This is a genomic window from Ruegeria sp. (assembly GCF_040830605.1).
In the GTDB taxonomy this organism is placed as follows: domain Bacteria; phylum Pseudomonadota; class Alphaproteobacteria; order Rhodobacterales; family Rhodobacteraceae; genus Ruegeria.
In genome coordinates this window covers 207074-225003 of sequence record NZ_JBFOMD010000013.1, presented here as the reverse complement: position 1 = coordinate 225003, position 17930 = coordinate 207074, and the positions used below count along the sequence as shown (strand labels likewise).

The window sequence follows — 17930 nt, the reverse complement described above, 5'->3', positions numbered from 1 at the left end:
TCTGCGAAGCAGCCGCCGAAGGGTTGCGCAGGGCGCCGGCCAGGAAGTTGCCTGCAACGTTGCCCACCCCGATTGCGGCTGCGCCGGAACCGATTGCTGCCAGGCCTGCGCCGATGTGTGCGAGATCGCCTTCCATGATGTTTCTCCTTACGAATTGGAAGTTTCGATGTTGGGGTATCGGACCTTAGTGCGACGGATGCAGCGCATCCTTCAGGTAAACACAGGTCAGAATGGTGAAGACGTAGGCCTGAATGAAGGCCACCAGGACCTCGAGGCCGTACATCGCGGTGATCGCCAGAACCGACACGGGCGAGATCACGGCAATCGCGGCAAAGCCTGCGAACACCTTGATAACCGCGTGGCCTGCCATGACGTTACCGGCAAGACGAATGGAGTGGCTGACCGGGCGTACGAAGTACGAGATCAGCTCGATGATCGCCAGAATGGGGCGCAGCGCCAGCGGCGCGCTGGACACCCAGAACAGGCCCAGGAAGCTCGCACCGTTCTTGACGAAGCCCAGAATGGTCACGGTCAGGAACACGGCCAGCGCCAGCGGGATGGTCACGGCGAAATGCGATGTGGTGGTAAACGACGTCGGGATCAGGCCCAGGAAGTTCGCGGTCACGATGAACATGAAAAGGGTCATGACATAGGGGAAGAACTTGACGCCTTCCTTGCCGCAGATGTCCTCGAGCATCTTGTAAATGAAGCCATAGGCCAGTTCGGCGATCGACTGCATGCGGGTCGGCACGATGGCGCGCTTGGAGGTGCTGAGAACCAGCAGGCCGATGATGGCCAGGATGGCCAGAAACAGCCACAGGGTCACGTTGGTCGGCGTGTACCAGGCAATCGGGCCGTCGCCGAACAGCGGCTTGACGATGAACTGGTCCATCGGGTGGAAAACCAGGCTGCTGCCTTCTGCTGCTTCTGCGCCGTGTTCCGCGGTTTTCGCGTCGCCTGCCACGTTCAGTCCCTCTCGTCCTTCTCGGCCGCGTTTGCCGCCGTCTGTTTCTCTTGAACCTCCTTCGCGCTGCGGAGCATAACCTTCACGCCCGCGACAAGGCCCAGCAATGTGAACAGCACCAGAAAGATCGGGATCGTCCCGAACAGGCTGTCCAGCCCGTATCCGATGCCAAATCCGATCGCCAGACCGGATACCATTTCGATGACCATCCTCCAGGCAAGCTCGCCCCCGGATATGTCAGCATCCGCGCGGGGCTTGGGCTGTTTGGCCTTTTTCGCCGCGTCGATCCGCTCCTCAAGCTGCGACAGGCGCTGCTTTTGGTCGTCTTCGGTCAACGGCGTTACCCTCACGCTTTCTTGGCCATGGTGCTAAGGGGGAGAAGGCGTAGAGTCAACGGCTCAGATGTCGCGCGTCGCGCCTGTGTAACCCGTTGTTATATTGCGTATTTTCAGCAAGAAGAAGCAGAGGCGCGCACGTGCCACGGCGGGCGCGTAGGCCAAATGGGACGAAATCGCATATTCAACCAAATGGTTGACGATTGATCGGGGTTATGGTTCTGCCGGGACATGTCCGACGATCTCGACGCTGTCTTTGCGGCCCTTGCCGACCCCACGCGGCGCGCCATTCTGGCGATGCTGCTTGAGGATGACATGGCGGTGACGGATGTGGCCGAGCCCTTCGAGATGTCGCTGGCGGCGATCTCGAAACATCTGGTGATCCTGACGCGGGCGGGGCTGATCGCGCAGGAAAAGCGCGGGCGGGTGAAGTGGTGCAAGCTGGAGCCGGACGCGATGCGCACGGCCACCGTATGGATGCAGGGATTTGGCCAGTTCGAGCCGGTGAATCTGGATGCGTTCGAGCGGTTTCTGGAGACCGAGTTAACCGAAGCCGAGGGCACTGGGACCGAAAGCGCCTGATCCGACTAGGGCCGGCGGTGGGCCGGTGCGGCCTGATCCTCGGGTTTCAGCAGCATCAGTAGCGCCACGACGGTCAGGGCGATGCCAATCAGGACGAGGCCGGTTGGCGCGCCGTTGCCCAGCGCGATCTCCCACAGGATCACCCAGCTTGGGGTGAGGTAGGTATAGGCCATGACCTTGGCCGACGGCAGATAAAGCGCGGCGTATTGCAACAGCACGAAGGTGGCCGCACTGGCAAAGATGGCCACATAGAGCAGCCCGATCCACACGATGGCGGGCAGATTCAGCCAGTCGGTCGCCCTCAGATCGGACCAGCCGTAGAAGATGAGCATCACACATCCGGCCAGCAGCATGCCAAAGGTGAAGACCACCGCAGGTTCGCCCCGGTTCAGCTTGCGGACCATCGGCGCATAGATCGCGTGGGCCACGCAGCCCCAGAAGTAGATGACCTCGCCGCTGCCGATCTGAAAGGCACGCAAGGCAGCCCAATCGGCGCGAAAGATCACCCAGAGCGCCCCGGCGGCGCCCACCGCAAGGGCCGCGGCCATGCGCAGCGTCGTGATCTGCCGCAGCAGTATCCACCCCGCAAGAGCAGCCATAACCGGGGTCAAGGTGAAGACGGCGGCGGCACTGACCGGCGGGGCGGTTTTCAGCCCCTCGAACATCAGCACGAAATAGGTGGCGAACAGACCGCCCAGCACGAAGTACCGCCACGGGGCGCGGAATGCGCTGCCGTGCAGGCTGGTGGTTGCCAGAGCGGCAATCCCGATCACGATCGAGGCAATGGCAAAGCGGGCGGCGTTCAGGGCGGCAGGTGTGATCTCGTTGGCGATCATCGAGCCCAGCGAAAAACTGCCCGCGACCAGCGCCGAGAATGTGAGCATGGCCAGATGGCCACGGGCCTCGGGGCTCACACCGACCAGCCCTTGGACTGTTCCTTGATGAATTTCAGGAAGGCTTGAACCTTGGTGGTGCGGTGCAGGTCCACATGAGTGACCAGCCACAGCTTGCCCGACCAGTCGGGCAGCGGGTCCATGACCTCGACCAGATTGTCGTCGCGGGCGGCTTCCCACCGGGCCATGAAGCCGATCCCGGCCCCGGCGCGTACGGCCTCGCGCATGGTGAAGTTGTTGGTGCAGCGGAAGGTGAGCGCTTCGGCGGGCGCAGTGGCACGTAGCCAGCGGGAGAAGGGCGCGCGGCTGTTTTCGTCGTCATTGCCGATGAAGAAATGGTTGGCGAAATCCTCGATGCCCGAGGGGCGGCCATACCGGGCGATATAGGATTTGCTGGCATAGAGCCCAACCTCCTGCGCCACGAAAGGCTGCACCACATTGTCCGGCTGATCTGGCGCGGCACCGGCGCGGATCGCCACATGGGCCTCGCCATATTCCAGCCGGAACAGGCGGTCGCCGGTCAGGTAGCGCACGATGAGGCCCGGATGCGACTGCTGGAACTCGGTCAGCGCAGGCACGACCAGCGGCGCCAGCGAGGCCAGAGAGGTCACCACCAGTTCGCCCGAGACATCGTCGCCCTTGCCCTTGAGCCGCCCGACCAACTGGTTGAACTGATCCTCGGTCGCCTGCGCCACCCGTAGCAGATCGTCCCCGGCCTCGGTGGGCGTGTAGCCGCGCGCGTGGCGCTGGAACAGTTTGACGCCCAGCCGGGCCTCGATGGCGTCGATATGGCGGATGACGGTGGCGTGGTGGACGCCCAGCACCTCGGCCGCGCCGCTGACCGTTCCCATCCGCGCCACCTGATAGGCGGTGCGCACCTCGTCCCAGTTGTCCATATCGGGTCGCCCTCAATGTGCAAATTCCAACACTTCTTGTTGATATATCGGCGTTGCGTTCGCAGGTGCAACAACCAATTTTGGGGCACCTGCAAGAAACATCTCCCTAAAAGGAACCGCAAAATGCCGCATACCATCCTGCATATCGACGCCTCGGCCCGCCGCGCGGGCTCAACCACCCGCGAACTGTCCGGCCAGATGGTCAAGCATCTGGGCGCCAACCGCATCATCCGCCGCGATCTGGCCACGCCGCTGCCGCTGCTGACCGAGGATTGGGTCAACGCCAACTTCACCCCTGCGGATCAGCGCGACGCGGTGCAGCGCGATCTGCTGTCGCTGTCGGACGAACTGGTGTCCGAGTTGAAGGAGGCCGATACCATCGTGATAGGCCTGCCGATCTACAACTTCTCGGTGCCTGCCGCGTTCAAGGCCTGGATCGATCTTATCGCCCGCGTGGGTGAAACCTTTGCCTACAGCGAGACCGGACCCAAGGGGCTGCTGGAAGGCAAACGTGCCATTCTGGCCGTGGCCTCGGGCGGCACCGCCGTAGACTCCGAAATCGACTTTGCCACCACCTATACCCGTCATGTTCTGGGCTTTGTCGGCATCACAGAGGTCGAGGTGATCGCCGCCGACCGCATGGCGCTGGACCCCGAGGCAGCGCTGGAAGGCGCGCGCGCCGCAGTGGCGCGGCTGGCCGCCTGATCCGCTACCACTCACTGCCGCCGGCCGTTTCCGGGTCGGCGGCATGCCACCTCTGGTCAACACTCCGGGAACCGGTCAGACTGCGCCCTTGGACGGAACTGCAGACGGGACCCACATAAAATGAAAAAGATCGGCATTCTCGGCGGCGTCGGCTGGGCCTCGACCGTGGATTATTACCGCGCGATAGCCGAAGGCGCAGGCCGGTTTTTTGCCGAACGTGGCCATGGCTCACCCCTGCCGATCCCGCCGATGACCATCGAATCCGTGACCCAGGCCAAGACCCGCGCCCTGCGCGGCACTCCCGGCGATGAAGAGAGCTGGGCCGCCTTCGACGTCGTCTTTCGTGACGCCCTGCTGACGCTGGAGAAGGCCGGTTGCGATTTCGCCATCATCGCATCGAATACGCCGCACGCCCGGCTGCACGCGATCCGGCAGGGCGTGAGCCTGCCGATCCTCAGCATCTTCGACGAAACTGCCCGGGCGACTGCCGCCACCGGTGCGACGCAGGCGCTGGTCCTCGGCACCATGGTGACCATGCAGGCGCGCAACTACGCCGAAACCTTGTCCACACACGGGATCACCGCCAACGACACTCTGCCCGACAGCGAGATTGCCGAGATGCAGGCCATGGTCGACGAGGATTTCTATGGCGGCGCCTCGAACCGCGCCCGCACCCGTCTGCTGGAGTTCTGCAACGCACACGCCGAGCCCGGCACTGCCATCCTGCTCGCCTGCACCGAATTGCCGCTCGCCTTCCCCGAACATCTCGACGCGGTCAGCTTCGAGGCCAAGGGGCACCTGTTTATCAACCCCTCAGCCGCCCACGTCGCTGCCGCCCTGCGCGAAGCCTTGCAGGATGAACGCGCGGCTCAACCCGGCTGAGCGCCCCCCAACTGTTCCTCTTGCCACAAACTTCCCCACCGGAGGCACGCGCCCACGGGGCGCGTATCCATGCTCAGGGCAGCCAGGTCACCTCACATCCGATCCGCTCGCAAAACGCCATCACATCCGCCTGCGTCATCGCCACGGTCCGGTCGTTGACCAGCGGGTGCATATAGATGACCTCGGCCTCCTGCGCGGCGGCATCCATGAAAAAGCGCACATCGTTGTTCACGCCGTTGATCATCGCCAGCGGGCTGACCGCACCGGGGCGGATACCGAGGTTCTGCATCAGCCGGTCGGGCGAGCCAAAGGACAGGTTCCCCACCCCAAGCGCGGCGCCTAACCCTTTGAGGTCGATCTCGCGGTTCTGCTCCAGCGTGACCAGATAGTTCCGCTTCTTCTTGTCCCGCAGATACAGGTTCTTGACCCGCAGCGCGTTTTCGCCGGGCACCATGAACTGATCCTCGACCGCCTTGGAGTCCTCGACTGTGCGCAGTGGCGCATGCTCGTGCAGGCGATAGTTCAGCCCCCACTCGGTAAGCTGCGCCAGAAGCGCATCGGAACTTACCGGCAGACTGTCCTGAAAGGCCGAAGATGCGTCCATGAGATCCTCCTGAGGTTGCCTGGCGCTCTTGACCCAATCGCAAACCCATTGCAAGGGCGGGCAGCGAGGCGACAGGTTGACTCGGGCGACCAATCCGCCTAAACGCACCGCCAATCATACGGAAGCGTCAAACCTTCCGGTCCTTGAGTCGTTCAGGGATCGCCCCCCACCAGCGTGTCACGCCCGTGGGGGCGTTTGTGCATTGACCCGTCGGTCCCTAAGTATGGGGCGCCAACAGCAAACCGGCAAAGGAGGCCGCAGGCATGTTTGAAAATCTATCCGAACGCCTCTCTGGCGTCTTCGATCGGCTGACCAAGCAAGGTGCCCTGTCAGAAGAGGATGTGAAAACCGCCCTGCGCGAAGTGCGCGTTGCCTTGCTGGAGGCCGACGTTTCGCTGCCAGTCGCCCGCGACTTCATCAAGAAGGTGCAGGAGCAGGCCACCGGTCAGGCCGTGACCAAATCGGTCACCCCTGGCCAGCAGGTGGTCAAGATCGTCCATGACGCGCTGGTCGATGTGCTGCGGGGTGAGGAAGATCCAGGCAAGCTCAAGATCGACAACCCTCCTGCGCCGATCCTGATGGTCGGCCTGCAGGGTGGCGGTAAGACCACCACCACCGGCAAGCTCGCCAAACGGCTGAAGGAGAAAGAGGGCAAACGGGTCCTGATGGCCTCGCTCGACGTCTACCGCCCGGCGGCGATGGATCAGCTGGCGGTGCTGGGCACCCAGATCGGTGTCGACACGCTGCCGATCGTGCCGGGCCAGAAACCGGTGGACATCGCCAAACGGGCCAAACAGCAAGCAGCACTCGGCGGCTACGACGTCTACATGCTGGACACCGCGGGCCGTCTGCATATCGACGAAGTGCTGATGCAGGAGGTCGAGGACGTCCGCAACGTGGTCGAACCGCGCGAGACCCTGCTGGTGGTCGACGGCCTGACCGGTCAGGTCGCCGTCGAGGTGGCCGAGGAGTTCGATGCCAAGATCGGCATCTCGGGCGTGGTCCTGACCCGGATGGACGGCGACGGGCGCGGCGGCGCGGCACTGTCGATGCGCGCGGTCACCGGCAAGCCGATCCGCTTCGTCGGTCTGGGCGAGAAGATGGATGCGCTCGAAACCTTCGAGCCGGACCGGATCGCGGGCCGTATCCTCGGCATGGGCGACATCGTCGCGCTGGTCGAAAAGGCGCAAGAGACCATCGAGGCCGAACAGGCCGAGCGCATGATGAAGCGCATGGTCAAGGGCCAGTTCAACATGAACGACCTGAAGATGCAGCTGGAACAGATGATCCAGATGGGCGGCATGCAGGGCATGATGGGCATGATGCCGGGCATGGGCAAGATGGCCAAGCAAATCGAGGATGCGGGCATGGACGACAAGGTCCTGCGCCGTCAGATCGCCATGATCCAGTCCATGACCAAGAAGGAACGCGCTAACCCCTCACTGCTGCAGGCCAGCCGCAAGAAGCGCATCGCGGCAGGCTCGGGCATGGAGGTCAGCGATCTCAACAAGCTCCTGAAAATGCACCGGCAGATGTCGGACATGATGAAGAAGATGGGCAAGATGGGCAAAGGCAAGATGCTGAAACAGGCCATGAAGGGCATGTTCGGCAAGGGCGGCGCGCCAGCGGATATGGCCGAGATGGCCAAAGGCATGGACCCCAAGGCGCTGGAACAGGCGGCAAAGGCGATGGGCGGCGGCAAAGGCCTGCCCGGCCTCGGCGGCGGCATGGCCCTGCCCCCGGGTCTGAGCGGGTTCGGTAAGAAGAAGTGACACCCATGCCTGCCACCGGTCCCACAATATGCCGCAGGGCGATCACGCCTGCCACGCGCGCACCCTCTCCCCTCGGGGGAGAGGGTCGGGGTGAGGGGGCTGTCCACCCATGACCGGCCTATCCCTGAACATCCCACGGCTCGAGACCGGGCGTCTGATCCTGCGCGCGCCCTGCGAGGCGGATCTGAACGCTGAGGCTGAGTTCTTCGCCTCGGACGCCTCGAAATTCGTCGGTGGACCCAAACGCCCCGATGAAACTTGGCGCTCGATTGCGATGCTGCTCGGCCACTGGGCCCTGCGCGGCTATGGGTTCTGGGGCGTCGAGGAGAAGGATACCGGCACTTATGTCGGCCATGTCGGCCTGTGGTTCCCGCACAGCTGGCCCGAGCCGGAAATTGGCTGGACCCTGATGAACACCGCGACCGGCAAGGGGTACGCGACCGAGGCTGCGCTGGCTGCCCGCGCCCATGCCTATGACGTGCTGGGATGGGAGACGGCGATCTCGCTGATCGACCCGGCAAACACTGCCAGCCGGGCGGTGGCCGAGCGTTTGGGCGCGGCCTTCGATTACACCTATGAACACCCCGCGTTCGGTACCATGCAGGTCTGGCGCCACCCTGGCCCGGGCGATCTGGTGAATGGCGGGATGGAGGCCTACGCATGATCGACCTCCAGATCCCCACTCTGAAAACCGACCGCCTGATCCTGCGCGGCCCCGAGGCGCGCGACTTCGACAATGTCGCCGCGTTCTTTGCTGACAAGGACCGCAGCTGGGGCTTTGGCGGACCGCTGGGCCGCAACGAAGCGTGGCGCTGGTACGCCAGCATGATCGGCCATTGGGTTCTGCATGGCTACGGCTTCTGGATGGCTGAAACCCATGAAGGTCAGCCCGTGGGCTTTGTCGGCATCTGGGGGCCCGAGGGTTGGCCGGAACCGGAGCTGGGCTGGGTCATGTTCGAGGGCGCCGAGGGCAAGGGCTATGCCCGGGAAGCCGCCGAAGAGGTGCGCCGTTTTGCCTATGAGGTGCTGGGCTTCGACACGCTCAGCTCGAACATCTTTCCGGGCAACGCGCGCTCCGTCGCGCTGGCGGAACGCATGGGCGCCACTTACGAGCGCAGCTACGAGAATGTCTCTCACGGCACCGAGATGGTCTATCGCCATCCCGGCCCGGAACAGCTGGCTGAGGGGAAGGCATGACCGGCTTTTCTCCCTCAGACCCGACCCTCGAAACCGAGCGCCTGATCCTGCGCAAACCTGCTGGGCGCGACACCGACGCGATGCTGCAACTCTTTCAGAGCGACCGCGCGGTTCATATTGGCGGGCCCTATTCGCTGGGACGCGCCTGGCGGCACTTTGCCTCTGAAATCGGCCATTGGGACATTCTTGGATTTGGCATGTGGGCCGTGACCGCCAAAGACGATGACCAGATCCTGGGCATGGTCGGTCCGTGGTGTCCGGCGGACTGGCCGGAGAACGAAATCGGTTGGCTGGTTCTGCCCGAGGCCGAAGGCAAGGGTATCGCCTTCGAGGCGGCGCAGGCCGCGATACGGCACGCGTTTGATGTGCTGGGATGGGAAACGGCGGTCAGCTATATCGATGCCGACAATGCGCGATCGATTGCTCTGGCCGAACGGTTGGGCGCAACGCTCGATCCGAAGGCACCGCAACCCAAAATCGACACACCGTGTCTGGTCTATCGGCATCCGCGCCCGATCGCAGGAGGTGCCGCATGAGCTTTGCCTGCGAACTCCCCATCAAGGGGCCAGCCGCCGACCGCGCCGCTGCGATGGCCGTACAAATCCCGGTGCTGGAGACCGAACGCCTGCGCCTGCGCGCGCCCGTGCTGACGGATTTCCCGGCCTATGCCGAGATCGCCTGCAGCCCCCGCGGCGCCTATCTGGGCGTCTCGTCGCGCAAGGACGCCTGGTATGATTTCGCCAACACGGTGGCGGGGTGGCTGCTGCGCGGGCACGGGTTGTGGTCCGTCGAAACCCTTGACGGCATCCTGCTGGGTTTTGTCGTGATCGGGTTCGAACCCGGCGACGAGGAACCCGAACTGGGCTTCGTGATGACCGAAGCCGGTGAAGGGCACGGCTATGCCGCCGAGGCCGCGCGCGCCGCGCGCGATTTCGCCTTCGGCACGCTGAAACTGCCCTCGCTCGTCAGCTATATCGACGCCGACAACGCCCGCTCGATCGCGCTGGCCAAGCGGCTGGGCGCGTATCAGGACGGCGTGATCCGCGAAGCGGGTGAGCCCGAGGCCTGCATCTTTCGCCACCCTCTGCCGGGGGAGGTGTGAGATGAGCGCACAGAACATCCCCACCCTCGAAACCCGGCGCCTGATCCTGCGTGGTCCCGCGCCGGAGGACTATCCGGATTTCAAGGCCACCTTCACCAGCTACCGCGCGCGTTTCATGGGCGGGCCGCTGAATACTTATGAATCGTGGATGCTCTATGCCGCCGAGATCGGCCACTGGCAGATCCGCGGCTATGGAATGTGGATGATCCACGACAAGGCCACGGACGAAACCTATGGCATGGCCGGCGGCTGGAAACCCGCAGGCTGGCCCGAGGCCGAGATCGCCTGGGTGATCTGGCCCGAAGCGGCGGATAAGGGCTATGCGCTGGAGGCCACCCACGCGGCGCGCGCCTATTTCTACGGCACGCTCGGCTGGGATAGCGCCGTCAGCTATATCGATCCCAAGAATCTGGACTCGATCCGGCTGGCCGAACGGCTGGGGGCCAAGAAGGACCACGACGCCGCCACCATCGACGGCAGCGATGCGGTCTACCGCCATCCCGCGCCTGCTGAACTCATCGGAACCCAGCTTGGCGACGGGATCGAGATGGAGATCTCGCACTATGCCGACCCGCTCTTCAAACCGAAAGGATGGGCCCTTGACTGAACACATGTCCGATCCCGTGGCCCGCGCAGCCGAACTGTTGGCCGAGCACCGCGACAGTATCGACCGGCTGGACGCGATCCTTGTCTACACCCTGGGCGAGCGGTTCAAGCACACCCAGTCGGTGGGTAGGCTGAAAGCGGCACACGACCTTCCCCCGTCCGATCCCGCGCGCGAAGCGGCGCAGATCGCACGGCTAGAAGACCTGGCAAAAAAGGCCGACCTGGATCCCGATTTCGCCAAGGCTTTCCTGAACTTCATCATTCAGGAAGTCATCCGACACCATAAGAAACACCAGGAATAACTCGTGACCCTAGCTGTCCCCTTGTCCAACTCAAAAGCTGAAAGAGCACTAAGCTCGGCCATTGGCAAAACAATTGAGTTTTGCCATGCCGAAGGCGGCTGCCTGGAAGCTGATGAGCATGGTCTTCAGGAGCAGCACACTCTCTGGGGTAACGTCAGCCTCGCCGTGGATGAAGATGCATCATTTGCACTGACTTCGCACAATGATGCGCTTCAGGTTTCCGAATATTGCGGGCAACCCGGCTTGAATGCCGCCCTAGGGCATCGTCCTAGAGCTGGCATCTATCTGCGCGGACTTGGGGACTTCACGCCGATTTCCCAGCTTCGCGTTTTTGAGGACAGAGAGACCTCGGCACTAATTGTTAACTTTGAAGCCGGCGGCCTTGTGGTGTTTGAGGCATGCGCAAAGGCAATCTCAGTTACAATCTCAAAAAAAGACACCGAAACAGCCGGTTTGTGGGCAGAGCGCTTGCAGACTGCAAAAGCCATCCAAGGAGAAATACAATGGCAATGAAAATCCGTTTGGCCCGCGGCGGCTCGAAAAAGCGTCCCTTCTACCGCATCGTGGCGGCCGACAGCCGCATGCCGCGCGACGGCCGTTTCATCGAAAAGCTGGGCACCTATAACCCGCTGCTGCCGAAAGACAGCGAAGAGCGCGTGAAGATGAACATGGAGCGCGTGCAGTACTGGCTGGATCAGGGCGCGCAGCCCACCGACCGGATCGCCCGCATGCTGGAAGCTGCTGGTGTTCGCGAAAAGGCCGAGCGCAGCAACCCCAACAAGGGCACCCCGGGCAAGAAGGCCCAGGAACGCGCTGAAGAGAAAGCCGCCAAGGCTGCTGATGCCGCCGAGGCCGCTGCTGCCCCGGCAGAAGAAGCTGCCGAAGAATAAGCGGGGCCTGCGTGCAGGATCAGGCTTTCAGTGACGATTTCCGCACGCAGTTCGATCTGCTGATGCGGCTCCGGCGTGATGTGCGCCGGTTCCGCACCGATCCGGTGGACGAGGCGGTGCTGGCGCGCTGCCTTGACACCTTTCGCCTGGCCCCTTCGGTGGGGCTGAGCGAACCCTGGCGCGTGATCCGCGTCGAAAGCGATGCGGCGCGCGCCGCCGCTTTGAAGAATTATCGGACCGCCAACGCGCAGGCGCTGTCGGGCTATTCCGGCGACCGCGCGCGGCAGTACAGCCGGTTGAAGCTGTCGGGGATGCAGGACGCCCCGGTGCAACTGGCCGTCTTTTGCGATGACGCCACCGGCAAGGGCCACGGGCTGGGCGCCAGGACCATGCCCGAGATGCGCCGCTATTCGGTGGTGACCGCCATCACGCTTTTCTGGCTCAGCCTGCGGGCGGAGGGGCTGGGACTGGGCTGGGTGTCGATCCTCGACCCCGAGCAACTGGCCCGCGATCTGGACGTACCTGAAGGCTGGCGCCTGATCGGGTATTTCTGCATTGGCTGGCCGCAGGAGGTCTCCGAGACGCCGGAGCTTGAAACCGAGGGCTGGGAAATGCGTGACAAAAACCTGTTGATCGAGACACGCTGAGGGCAGATGTTCAGACCGATCCGATTTGTCCTGCTGATCGCAATCGCCTTCATCGTCGGCGTGTTCTACGAGCGCAACGCCCACGGCGAGCGCTGCGCGCAGGCCGGTGGCCGGGTCGTGTCCAACCTGTGTGAAGGAGGCCAGAGATGAGCGATCTTGTCTGCGTCGGTGCCGTCGCCGGGTCGTTCGGGGTGCGCGGCGAGGTGCGGCTGAAAAGCTTTTGCGCCGTGCCGGAGGATATCGAGGCCTATTCGCCGCTGACCGACGAGACCGGCAAGGACAGCTATCCGGTCATCCTGACCCGTGCGGTCAAGAACGGCTTTGCCGCGCGGCTGGGCGGAATCGAGACCAAGGAACAGGCCGACGCGATCAAGGGCCTGCGCCTCTATGCCCGGCGCGATCAGTTGCCCTCGCTGCCGGATGACGAATATTACCATGCCGATCTGATCGGGCTTGAGGTCTATGACACCGGCGGCACACCAATCGGCCAGGTCAAGGCGGTGCAAAACCACGGCGCCTCGGATCTGCTGGAGATCCAGGGACCGGGGCTGAAATCGACCGTGCTGCTGCCGTTTACGCTGGCCGCCGTGCCGACTGTCGATCTAAGCAAGGGCCGCATCATCGCCGACCCGCCCGAGGGGCTGTTCTGAATCATGTCCGACACCCCAGCAAAATCCCACGGACGCAAGGCGATCCGCCCCACGTTGAAACCGCGCGAGTTGATGACACCGACGCCGGATCTGGTGGGCGTGTGGAAGGCCAAGATCATCACCCTGTTTCCCACCGCCTTTCCCGGCGTGCTGGGCGAAAGCCTGACCGGCAAGGCGCTGCAGGAGGGGCTGTGGCAGCTTGAGACCGTTGATCTGCGCGAGTTCGGTATCGGCAAGCACCGCAATGTCGATGACACGCCGGCGGGCGGCGGCGCGGGCATGGTGCTGCGCGCCGACGTTCTGGGCGCCGCGATCGAGCAGGCGATGGTCGGGGTGCAAGGGAACTGGCCATTGATCTATCTGAGCCCTCGCGGCAGGCCGATGGACCAGACGCTGATGCAGAACCTCGCCCGCTGCGATGGCGTCACCCTGCTCTGTGGCCGGTTCGAAGGCGTCGACGAGCGGGTGCTGGATCACTACGGCGTGCAGGAGGTCAGTCTGGGCGATTTCGTCATGACCGGCGGTGAGATCGCGGCGCAGGCGCTTATCGACGCCACTGTGCGGCTGATCCCCGGGGTTCTGGGCAATCAGGCCTCGGCCGAGGAGGAGAGCTTTTCCTCGGGCCTGCTGGAACACCCGCAATACACCCGCCCCGCCGAATGGCAGGGCCGCCCGATCCCCGAGGTTCTGATGTCCGGCCATCACGGGCGCATCGCGGACTGGCGGCATCGGATGTCGGAAGAGATCACCAAGGCCCGCAGGCCCGACCTGTGGGCGCGGCACCAGCAGGCGAAGGATGGCGAAACCGACTGAGGTTTTGCCAAACCACACCGGAATCTTGGTCCTTTTTTACGCTTCATGTGGACTGGACGCTACGGAGTCCGGGATTCTCGGCATATGCTGCTTCAAGTTGTGCCAAAGCCGCGATAACACATCTTGAACTTTTAAAGGCCGCGCGATTCGAAAGCGGTCCGAAGGGGAACGGATGAAAAAGATATTGTTAGGAGCTTTGGTGCTCATGACGGCGTGCGGGCGGCTGCCCGGCCCGTCGATTCCGATGCAATCCGGTCATAACCTGCATTCCGCCCGCGCCGCCGTACAGGCGTGTTCGGCCCATGCAGACCGAGGCGGGAAAAGTGCCGTTGTCGGCGGGTATGTCAGCAGCATCATTCTGGCCGGCGTGATTGTCGGACCGATCGTCGTCGCCTCGAACCAGCGCAGCATTCGTGCGCATGGCGAGGTAGACGGAGTGGACCGCTGCCTGTCCAAGCGCGGGTTCGAACGGCGTGATCTGACTTCGAACGAGGTCGCCCGGCTGAGCAACAGCACGCCGGAGCAGCGCGAGCGAATTCTCGATCACCTCGTCGGCGGCGGCAATATCGACACGTTTGGTTTGCCTTCGGTTTAAGCCGGTTCGGACAATGCCACCGCTACGGCGCGGGCACACCCGAGACCCAGCGCGACCAGCTCTCTGGGCCGCCACGGAAGACGTTGATGTCCACCCGGCCGCTGATCCCGGGCACCAGACCGGTGCCGGTATACTGCCAGAAGGTCCAGGGCGCGCCGGGATAAACCTCACGCGGGTGCCCGGCCACAGAGCGTAGCCAGAACTCGGTACCACGCAGGCGCCCGATGCCGGTTTCCTGATAGAAATCGACCGTCGTGTAGACAATGGGCCGTCGCCCGTAATGCCGTTCGAGAATATCCAGGAACCGTCTGGCCTCGGCGCGAACAGTCGCGCCGTCCGGGCGTTTCCGACAGGTGCGCGAGCGCGGGTTCCATTCCATGTCCAGCACATGCGGCAGGTCAGAGCCCTTGGGGACGTGCCGGATGAACCATCGCGCCTGTACATCCGCAGGTCGACAGAAGTAGAAATAATGATATGCGCCCCAAGGCACCCCTGCTGAACGAGCGCCGCGGCGGTGGTTCTCGAACATCGGGTCCGCCAGATCACCGCCTTCGGTCGCCTTGATGAAAGCGAAACTGACGCCCGAGGCACGGGCCGTCCGCCAGTCGATATCCCCCTGCCAGCGCGATATGTCGATGCCGTGAACCGGATAGGACCCGGGCGCACGGCCTTCCCATTCATGCGGATCGGCATCGCCGAACCTCGGATAGGTGACAAGAGACCCGGCTGCCGCGGTCGCGGGTTGCGCGGTTGGCCTCGGCTCGGGAGCGCGACGGCCGCAGGAAACAAGAACGGCCATCATCAGAAGAAGGGACAAAACCAAACGCATCAAATCACTCCAAACGTCTTTGACAAATCGCTTTCCCCCTCGATGTCCAGAATGCGTCTTTGGCATCGAAAGACAATCGGCCATGACCCGGCTTGCCGGATTTCCGCCGCCCGGTTCGAATTTTTGCGCAGGAACCCGGACAACAGCCGGTTGAGGGCTTGATCCCCGACCGCAAATTCCCTAAACGAGGCCGGTCTGGAATCGCCTGCCGCGACTCCGGGCCTTTGATCTGTCGCGCAACTGCCTGCCTTGCTTTCTTCGGCACACGGCGCGCGCCAGCGGATCGACGCAAAGGAACAGACGATCTGACCTCTGGCGGGCCGCCACATGCGGGACCCGGTGAAGACCAAGAGCTCTCAGGCCGCGCGCAACTTCGTGGATCAACCACGAGCAAACAGGAGAAACTGCGATGGACCTGATCGCACAGCTCGAGGCGGAACAGATTGCCGCCCTGGGGAAGAACATCCCCGACTTCAAAGCCGGTGACACCATCCGTGTCGGCTATAAGGTGACCGAAGGGTCGCGCACCCGTGTGCAGAACTACGAAGGTGTCTGCATCGCTCGCAAGAACGGCGACGGCATCGCCGGATCGTTCACCGTCCGCAAGATTTCGTTTGGCGAAGGCGTGGAGCGTGTGTTCCCGCTGTATTCGACCAACATCGACAGCATCACCGTTGTCCGCCGTGGCCGCGTCCGTCGCGCCAAACTGTACTATCTGCGCTCGCGCCGTGGTAAGTCCGCGCGTATCGCAGAGGTCACCAACTACAAGCCCAAGGCTGGCGCCGAGGCGTAAGGAGCGGAAAGATGAAAAAAGACATCCATCCCGATTATCACCTCATCGACGTCAAGATGACCGATGGCACCGTGGTTCAGATGAAATCCACCTGGGGCGCCGAGGGCGACCAACTGGCCCTGGAAATCGACCCGTCCTCGCATCCGGCCTGGACTGGCGGCGGCACCCGCCTGATGGACACCGGCGGCCGCGTGTCGAAGTTCAAGAAGAAATACGAAGGTCTGGGCTTCTGATCCTCATCCCCTTCGGAAGATACAAGGCCGTCCCGGTGGGACGGCCTTTTCTTTTTTGTACCACCGGCAAACAGCGTGGCGGCACATTATCTGGTTTCGATGCACGGCAGGCTCAGGTGAGATCTTCCATCTTGGCGTCCGGTGCGTTTTTCTTCACGGACTCGATGCCGTTTTCGCGCGATGCCGTGCTTTCATAGGTTTCGCTGGTGCCGATCACCTGCCCATTCGTCGCCTTGAGATTGAACATCGGCTTGCCGCTGCTGGTGTCCTTGCGCTCGTAGCGCCCGTCTTCCGGAGCGTTCTTGCGCACGGACTCGATGCCGTTCTCGGCACTGGCGCGCTGCTTGTAGCCCTCACTCGCCAGAATGATCTGACCGTTACCGGCCTTGAGACGGAACCGGAATTCGCCGGCCTTGTCCTTATAAAGCTCGAATTTCCCAGCCATGAAGCACCACCTTTCTTTTCACTGTCATGATGTGTGAACCTTACCCAGCATTTCGCTGTTGGCAATCACCGACCGTTTCCGGGCGCGCGAAATCGCGCCTTTGCCCGGCGATGGCAGGGCATCCGTACCTGCCCTGGCGAAATCCACTTTCCGCTCCGTCACTGTTCCCTTAGCGCCGCATTGCCCTTTTTTGGTGGGTAAGATCGGCGTCTCACCGCTTCCCTTCCTTTGGCGCACAACATATAGTGTCCGGCAACAACGCGCAGGCAATCGCGCGAAGGCTGGGGACACAGGCATGGCACATATCATTGTGGTCGGAAACGAAAAAGGCGGCGCCGGGAAATCCACGGTCTCGATGCATGTGGGCACCGCGCTGGCACGGCTGGGGCACAAGGTCAGCTCGCTCGATCTTGATCTGCGCCAGCGCAGCCTGGGGCGGTATTTCGAGAACCGGCGCACCTTCATGAACGGCTCGGACCTGAACCTGCCCAGCCCCGATCATCATGACCTGCCCGAGATCGACCCGGCCTCGCTGAAACCCGGTGAGAATATCTATGACCACCGCCTGTCCGCCGCCGTCGCCACGTTGGAAAGCGACAGCGACTTCATCCTGATCGACTGCCCCGGATCGCACACGCGGCTCAGCCAGGTGGCGCATTCGCTGGCCGATACGCTGATCACGCCGCTCAACGACAGTTTCATCGACTTCGACCTGCTGGCCCGTATCGACGCCAAGGGTGAAAAGATCCTCGGCCCCTCGGTCTATTCTGAGATGGTGTGGAATGCCCGCCAGTTGCGCGCGCAGGCCGGGTTGAAACCGATCGACTGGATCGTGGTTCGCAACCGCGTCGGCACCCAGCGGATGGTCAACAAGGAAAAGATGCAGCGCGCCATTGACATGCTGTCCAAGCGCATCGGGTTCCGCACCGCACCCGGCTTTTCCGAGCGGGTGATCTTTCGCGAGCTATTTCCGCGCGGCCTAACGCTGTTGGACCTCAAGGATATCGGGGTCAAGCAGCTCAACATCTCGAACATCGCAGCCCGGCAGGAATTGCGCGACATGATGAAAGCGCTCAGCCTGCCCGGGGTGGAGATCGATTTCTGAGCTTTAGCAGATTTGTTTGTTTGATTTGCGGGTCTTCCACACATTCGTTGCGACCGATGTGTAGGCAAGGCCGAACAGCAACAAGCGCAG

Annotated in this window: 27 protein-coding genes and 1 pseudogene; 20 read left to right on the top strand and 8 right to left on the bottom strand. The window is 63.0% G+C overall.

The genetic code is table 11. The annotated features are described in order from the left end of the window. The 3 genes and pseudogenes from AB3N21_RS18850 to AB3N21_RS18840 all read right to left on the bottom strand — a co-directional run. Positions 1-136: pseudogene (locus tag AB3N21_RS18850) on the bottom strand (F0F1 ATP synthase subunit C); the annotation flags it as partial. Between the two features lie 48 nt (positions 137-184). After that, entirely contained in the window at positions 185-964 is a 780-nt protein-coding gene (locus tag AB3N21_RS18845; RefSeq protein ID WP_367936657.1) for a F0F1 ATP synthase subunit A, read from the bottom strand. A gap of 2 nt (positions 965-966) precedes the next feature. Beyond that, positions 967-1299, bottom strand: coding sequence for an AtpZ/AtpI family protein (locus AB3N21_RS18840; protein ID WP_367936656.1), 333 nt, complete (start codon positions 1297-1299; stop codon positions 967-969). Positions 1300-1530: 231 nt separating this feature from the next. Here AB3N21_RS18840 and AB3N21_RS18835 point away from each other — a divergent pair, with 231 nt between their 5' ends. Further along, positions 1531-1881, top strand: a complete 351-nt coding sequence (locus AB3N21_RS18835) for a helix-turn-helix transcriptional regulator (protein WP_171178005.1) — start codon at positions 1531-1533, stop codon at positions 1879-1881. A 5-nt stretch (positions 1882-1886) separates the two neighbouring features. Here the strand turns inward: AB3N21_RS18835 and AB3N21_RS18830 are convergent, their stop codons facing one another. Both AB3N21_RS18830 and AB3N21_RS18825 read right to left on the bottom strand, forming a co-directional pair. Beyond that, entirely contained in the window at positions 1887-2795 is a 909-nt protein-coding gene (locus AB3N21_RS18830; RefSeq protein ID WP_367936655.1) for a DMT family transporter, read from the bottom strand. Further along, positions 2792-3670 carry a LysR family transcriptional regulator gene (locus AB3N21_RS18825; RefSeq protein WP_171178009.1) on the bottom strand — a complete coding sequence of 293 codons (879 nt, stop codon included), beginning with the start codon at positions 3668-3670 and terminating at the stop codon, positions 2792-2794. The genes AB3N21_RS18830 and AB3N21_RS18825 overlap by 4 nt, the downstream gene beginning before the upstream one ends. Before the next feature lie 123 nt (positions 3671-3793). Between AB3N21_RS18825 and AB3N21_RS18820 the strand changes: the two genes are divergently transcribed. Together AB3N21_RS18820 and AB3N21_RS18815 are read left to right on the top strand one after the other, a co-directional pair. Further along, on the top strand, positions 3794-4375 hold the full coding sequence (locus tag AB3N21_RS18820; protein WP_367936654.1) for an FMN-dependent NADH-azoreductase: 582 nt from the start codon (positions 3794-3796) through the stop codon (positions 4373-4375). 120 nt (positions 4376-4495) lie between these two features. After that, the gene (locus tag AB3N21_RS18815; protein WP_367936653.1) at positions 4496-5257 is read left to right on the top strand and encodes an aspartate/glutamate racemase family protein; all 762 of its coding nucleotides are present in this window, start codon (positions 4496-4498) and stop codon (positions 5255-5257) included. Between the two features lie 73 nt (positions 5258-5330). On the opposite strand, the gene AB3N21_RS18810 is transcribed toward AB3N21_RS18815, so the two are convergent. After that, positions 5331-5861 carry a prolyl-tRNA synthetase associated domain-containing protein gene (locus tag AB3N21_RS18810; protein ID WP_367936652.1) on the bottom strand — a complete coding sequence of 177 codons (531 nt, stop codon included), beginning with the start codon at positions 5859-5861 and terminating at the stop codon, positions 5331-5333. Positions 5862-6124: 263 nt separating this feature from the next. On the opposite strand from AB3N21_RS18810, the gene ffh reads away from it, so the two are divergent. The 14 genes from ffh (at position 6125) to AB3N21_RS18740 (ending at position 14435) form a co-directional block, all read left to right on the top strand. Beyond that, positions 6125-7633, top strand: coding sequence for a signal recognition particle protein (gene ffh, locus AB3N21_RS18805; RefSeq protein ID WP_367936651.1), 1509 nt, complete (start codon positions 6125-6127; stop codon positions 7631-7633). Between the two features lie 109 nt (positions 7634-7742). Then, positions 7743-8297 (top strand): GNAT family N-acetyltransferase, encoded by a 555-nt coding sequence (locus tag AB3N21_RS18800; RefSeq protein WP_367936650.1) that lies wholly within the window; start codon positions 7743-7745, stop codon positions 8295-8297. Continuing rightward, positions 8294-8830 carry a GNAT family N-acetyltransferase gene (locus AB3N21_RS18795; RefSeq protein WP_367936649.1) on the top strand — a complete coding sequence of 179 codons (537 nt, stop codon included), beginning with the start codon at positions 8294-8296 and terminating at the stop codon, positions 8828-8830. Before AB3N21_RS18800 ends, AB3N21_RS18795 begins: the two co-directional genes overlap by 4 nt. Next, positions 8827-9366, top strand: a complete 540-nt coding sequence (locus AB3N21_RS18790; protein WP_367936648.1) for a GNAT family N-acetyltransferase — start codon at positions 8827-8829, stop codon at positions 9364-9366. Before AB3N21_RS18795 ends, AB3N21_RS18790 begins: the two co-directional genes overlap by 4 nt. Beyond that, complete coding sequence (locus tag AB3N21_RS18785; protein WP_367936647.1) at positions 9363-9932, top strand: GNAT family N-acetyltransferase; 570 nt, start codon at positions 9363-9365, stop codon at positions 9930-9932. Before AB3N21_RS18790 ends, AB3N21_RS18785 begins: the two co-directional genes overlap by 4 nt. Before the next feature lies 1 nt (position 9933). Beyond that, positions 9934-10539 (top strand): GNAT family N-acetyltransferase, encoded by a 606-nt coding sequence (locus AB3N21_RS18780; protein ID WP_367936646.1) that lies wholly within the window; start codon positions 9934-9936, stop codon positions 10537-10539. 4 nt (positions 10540-10543) lie between these two features. Further along, positions 10544-10840 carry a chorismate mutase gene (locus AB3N21_RS18775; protein ID WP_367936662.1) on the top strand — a complete coding sequence of 99 codons (297 nt, stop codon included), beginning with the start codon at positions 10544-10546 and terminating at the stop codon, positions 10838-10840. Between the two features lie 3 nt (positions 10841-10843). Continuing rightward, a complete protein-coding gene (locus tag AB3N21_RS18770) occupies positions 10844-11353 on the top strand; it encodes a hypothetical protein (protein WP_367936645.1) in 510 nt (169 codons plus the stop codon). After that, entirely contained in the window at positions 11344-11730 is a 387-nt protein-coding gene (gene rpsP, locus AB3N21_RS18765; protein ID WP_367936644.1) for a 30S ribosomal protein S16, read from the top strand. Before AB3N21_RS18770 ends, rpsP begins: the two co-directional genes overlap by 10 nt. An 11-nt stretch (positions 11731-11741) precedes the next feature. Further along, entirely contained in the window at positions 11742-12377 is a 636-nt protein-coding gene (gene bluB, locus AB3N21_RS18760) for a 5,6-dimethylbenzimidazole synthase (protein WP_367936643.1), read from the top strand. Between the two features lie 6 nt (positions 12378-12383). Next, on the top strand, positions 12384-12527 hold the full coding sequence (locus AB3N21_RS18755) for a hypothetical protein (protein WP_367936642.1): 144 nt from the start codon (positions 12384-12386) through the stop codon (positions 12525-12527). Then, positions 12524-13027 carry a ribosome maturation factor RimM gene (gene rimM / locus AB3N21_RS18750; protein ID WP_367936641.1) on the top strand — a complete coding sequence of 168 codons (504 nt, stop codon included), beginning with the start codon at positions 12524-12526 and terminating at the stop codon, positions 13025-13027. Before AB3N21_RS18755 ends, rimM begins: the two co-directional genes overlap by 4 nt. Positions 13028-13030: 3 nt before the next feature. Beyond that, complete coding sequence (gene trmD, locus AB3N21_RS18745) at positions 13031-13840, top strand: tRNA (guanosine(37)-N1)-methyltransferase TrmD (protein WP_367936640.1); 810 nt, start codon at positions 13031-13033, stop codon at positions 13838-13840. 172 nt (positions 13841-14012) lie between these two features. Continuing rightward, positions 14013-14435: a hypothetical protein gene (locus AB3N21_RS18740; RefSeq protein ID WP_367936639.1), complete on the top strand. Its 423-nt coding sequence runs from the start codon at positions 14013-14015 to the stop codon at positions 14433-14435. Between the two features lie 22 nt (positions 14436-14457). Here AB3N21_RS18740 and AB3N21_RS18735 read toward each other — a convergent pair whose 3' ends face one another. Continuing rightward, on the bottom strand, positions 14458-15264 hold the full coding sequence (locus tag AB3N21_RS18735; protein WP_367936638.1) for a glycoside hydrolase family 25 protein: 807 nt from the start codon (positions 15262-15264) through the stop codon (positions 14458-14460). 409 nt (positions 15265-15673) lie between these two features. Between AB3N21_RS18735 and rplS the strand changes: the two genes are divergently transcribed. Together rplS and rpmE are read left to right on the top strand one after the other, a co-directional pair. Further along, positions 15674-16057, top strand: a complete 384-nt coding sequence (gene rplS, locus AB3N21_RS18730; protein WP_171178047.1) for a 50S ribosomal protein L19 — start codon at positions 15674-15676, stop codon at positions 16055-16057. 11 nt (positions 16058-16068) lie between these two features. After that, positions 16069-16290 carry a 50S ribosomal protein L31 gene (gene rpmE / locus AB3N21_RS18725; RefSeq protein WP_171178049.1) on the top strand — a complete coding sequence of 74 codons (222 nt, stop codon included), beginning with the start codon at positions 16069-16071 and terminating at the stop codon, positions 16288-16290. Between the two features lie 112 nt (positions 16291-16402). Here rpmE and AB3N21_RS18720 read toward each other — a convergent pair whose 3' ends face one another. Beyond that, the gene (locus AB3N21_RS18720; protein WP_171178050.1) at positions 16403-16735 is read right to left on the bottom strand and encodes a YegP family protein; all 333 of its coding nucleotides are present in this window, start codon (positions 16733-16735) and stop codon (positions 16403-16405) included. Between the two features lie 295 nt (positions 16736-17030). Here AB3N21_RS18720 and AB3N21_RS18715 point away from each other — a divergent pair, with 295 nt between their 5' ends. Next, positions 17031-17840: a division plane positioning ATPase MipZ gene (locus AB3N21_RS18715; protein WP_171178053.1), complete on the top strand. Its 810-nt coding sequence runs from the start codon at positions 17031-17033 to the stop codon at positions 17838-17840. Positions 17841-17930 lie beyond the last annotated feature (90 nt).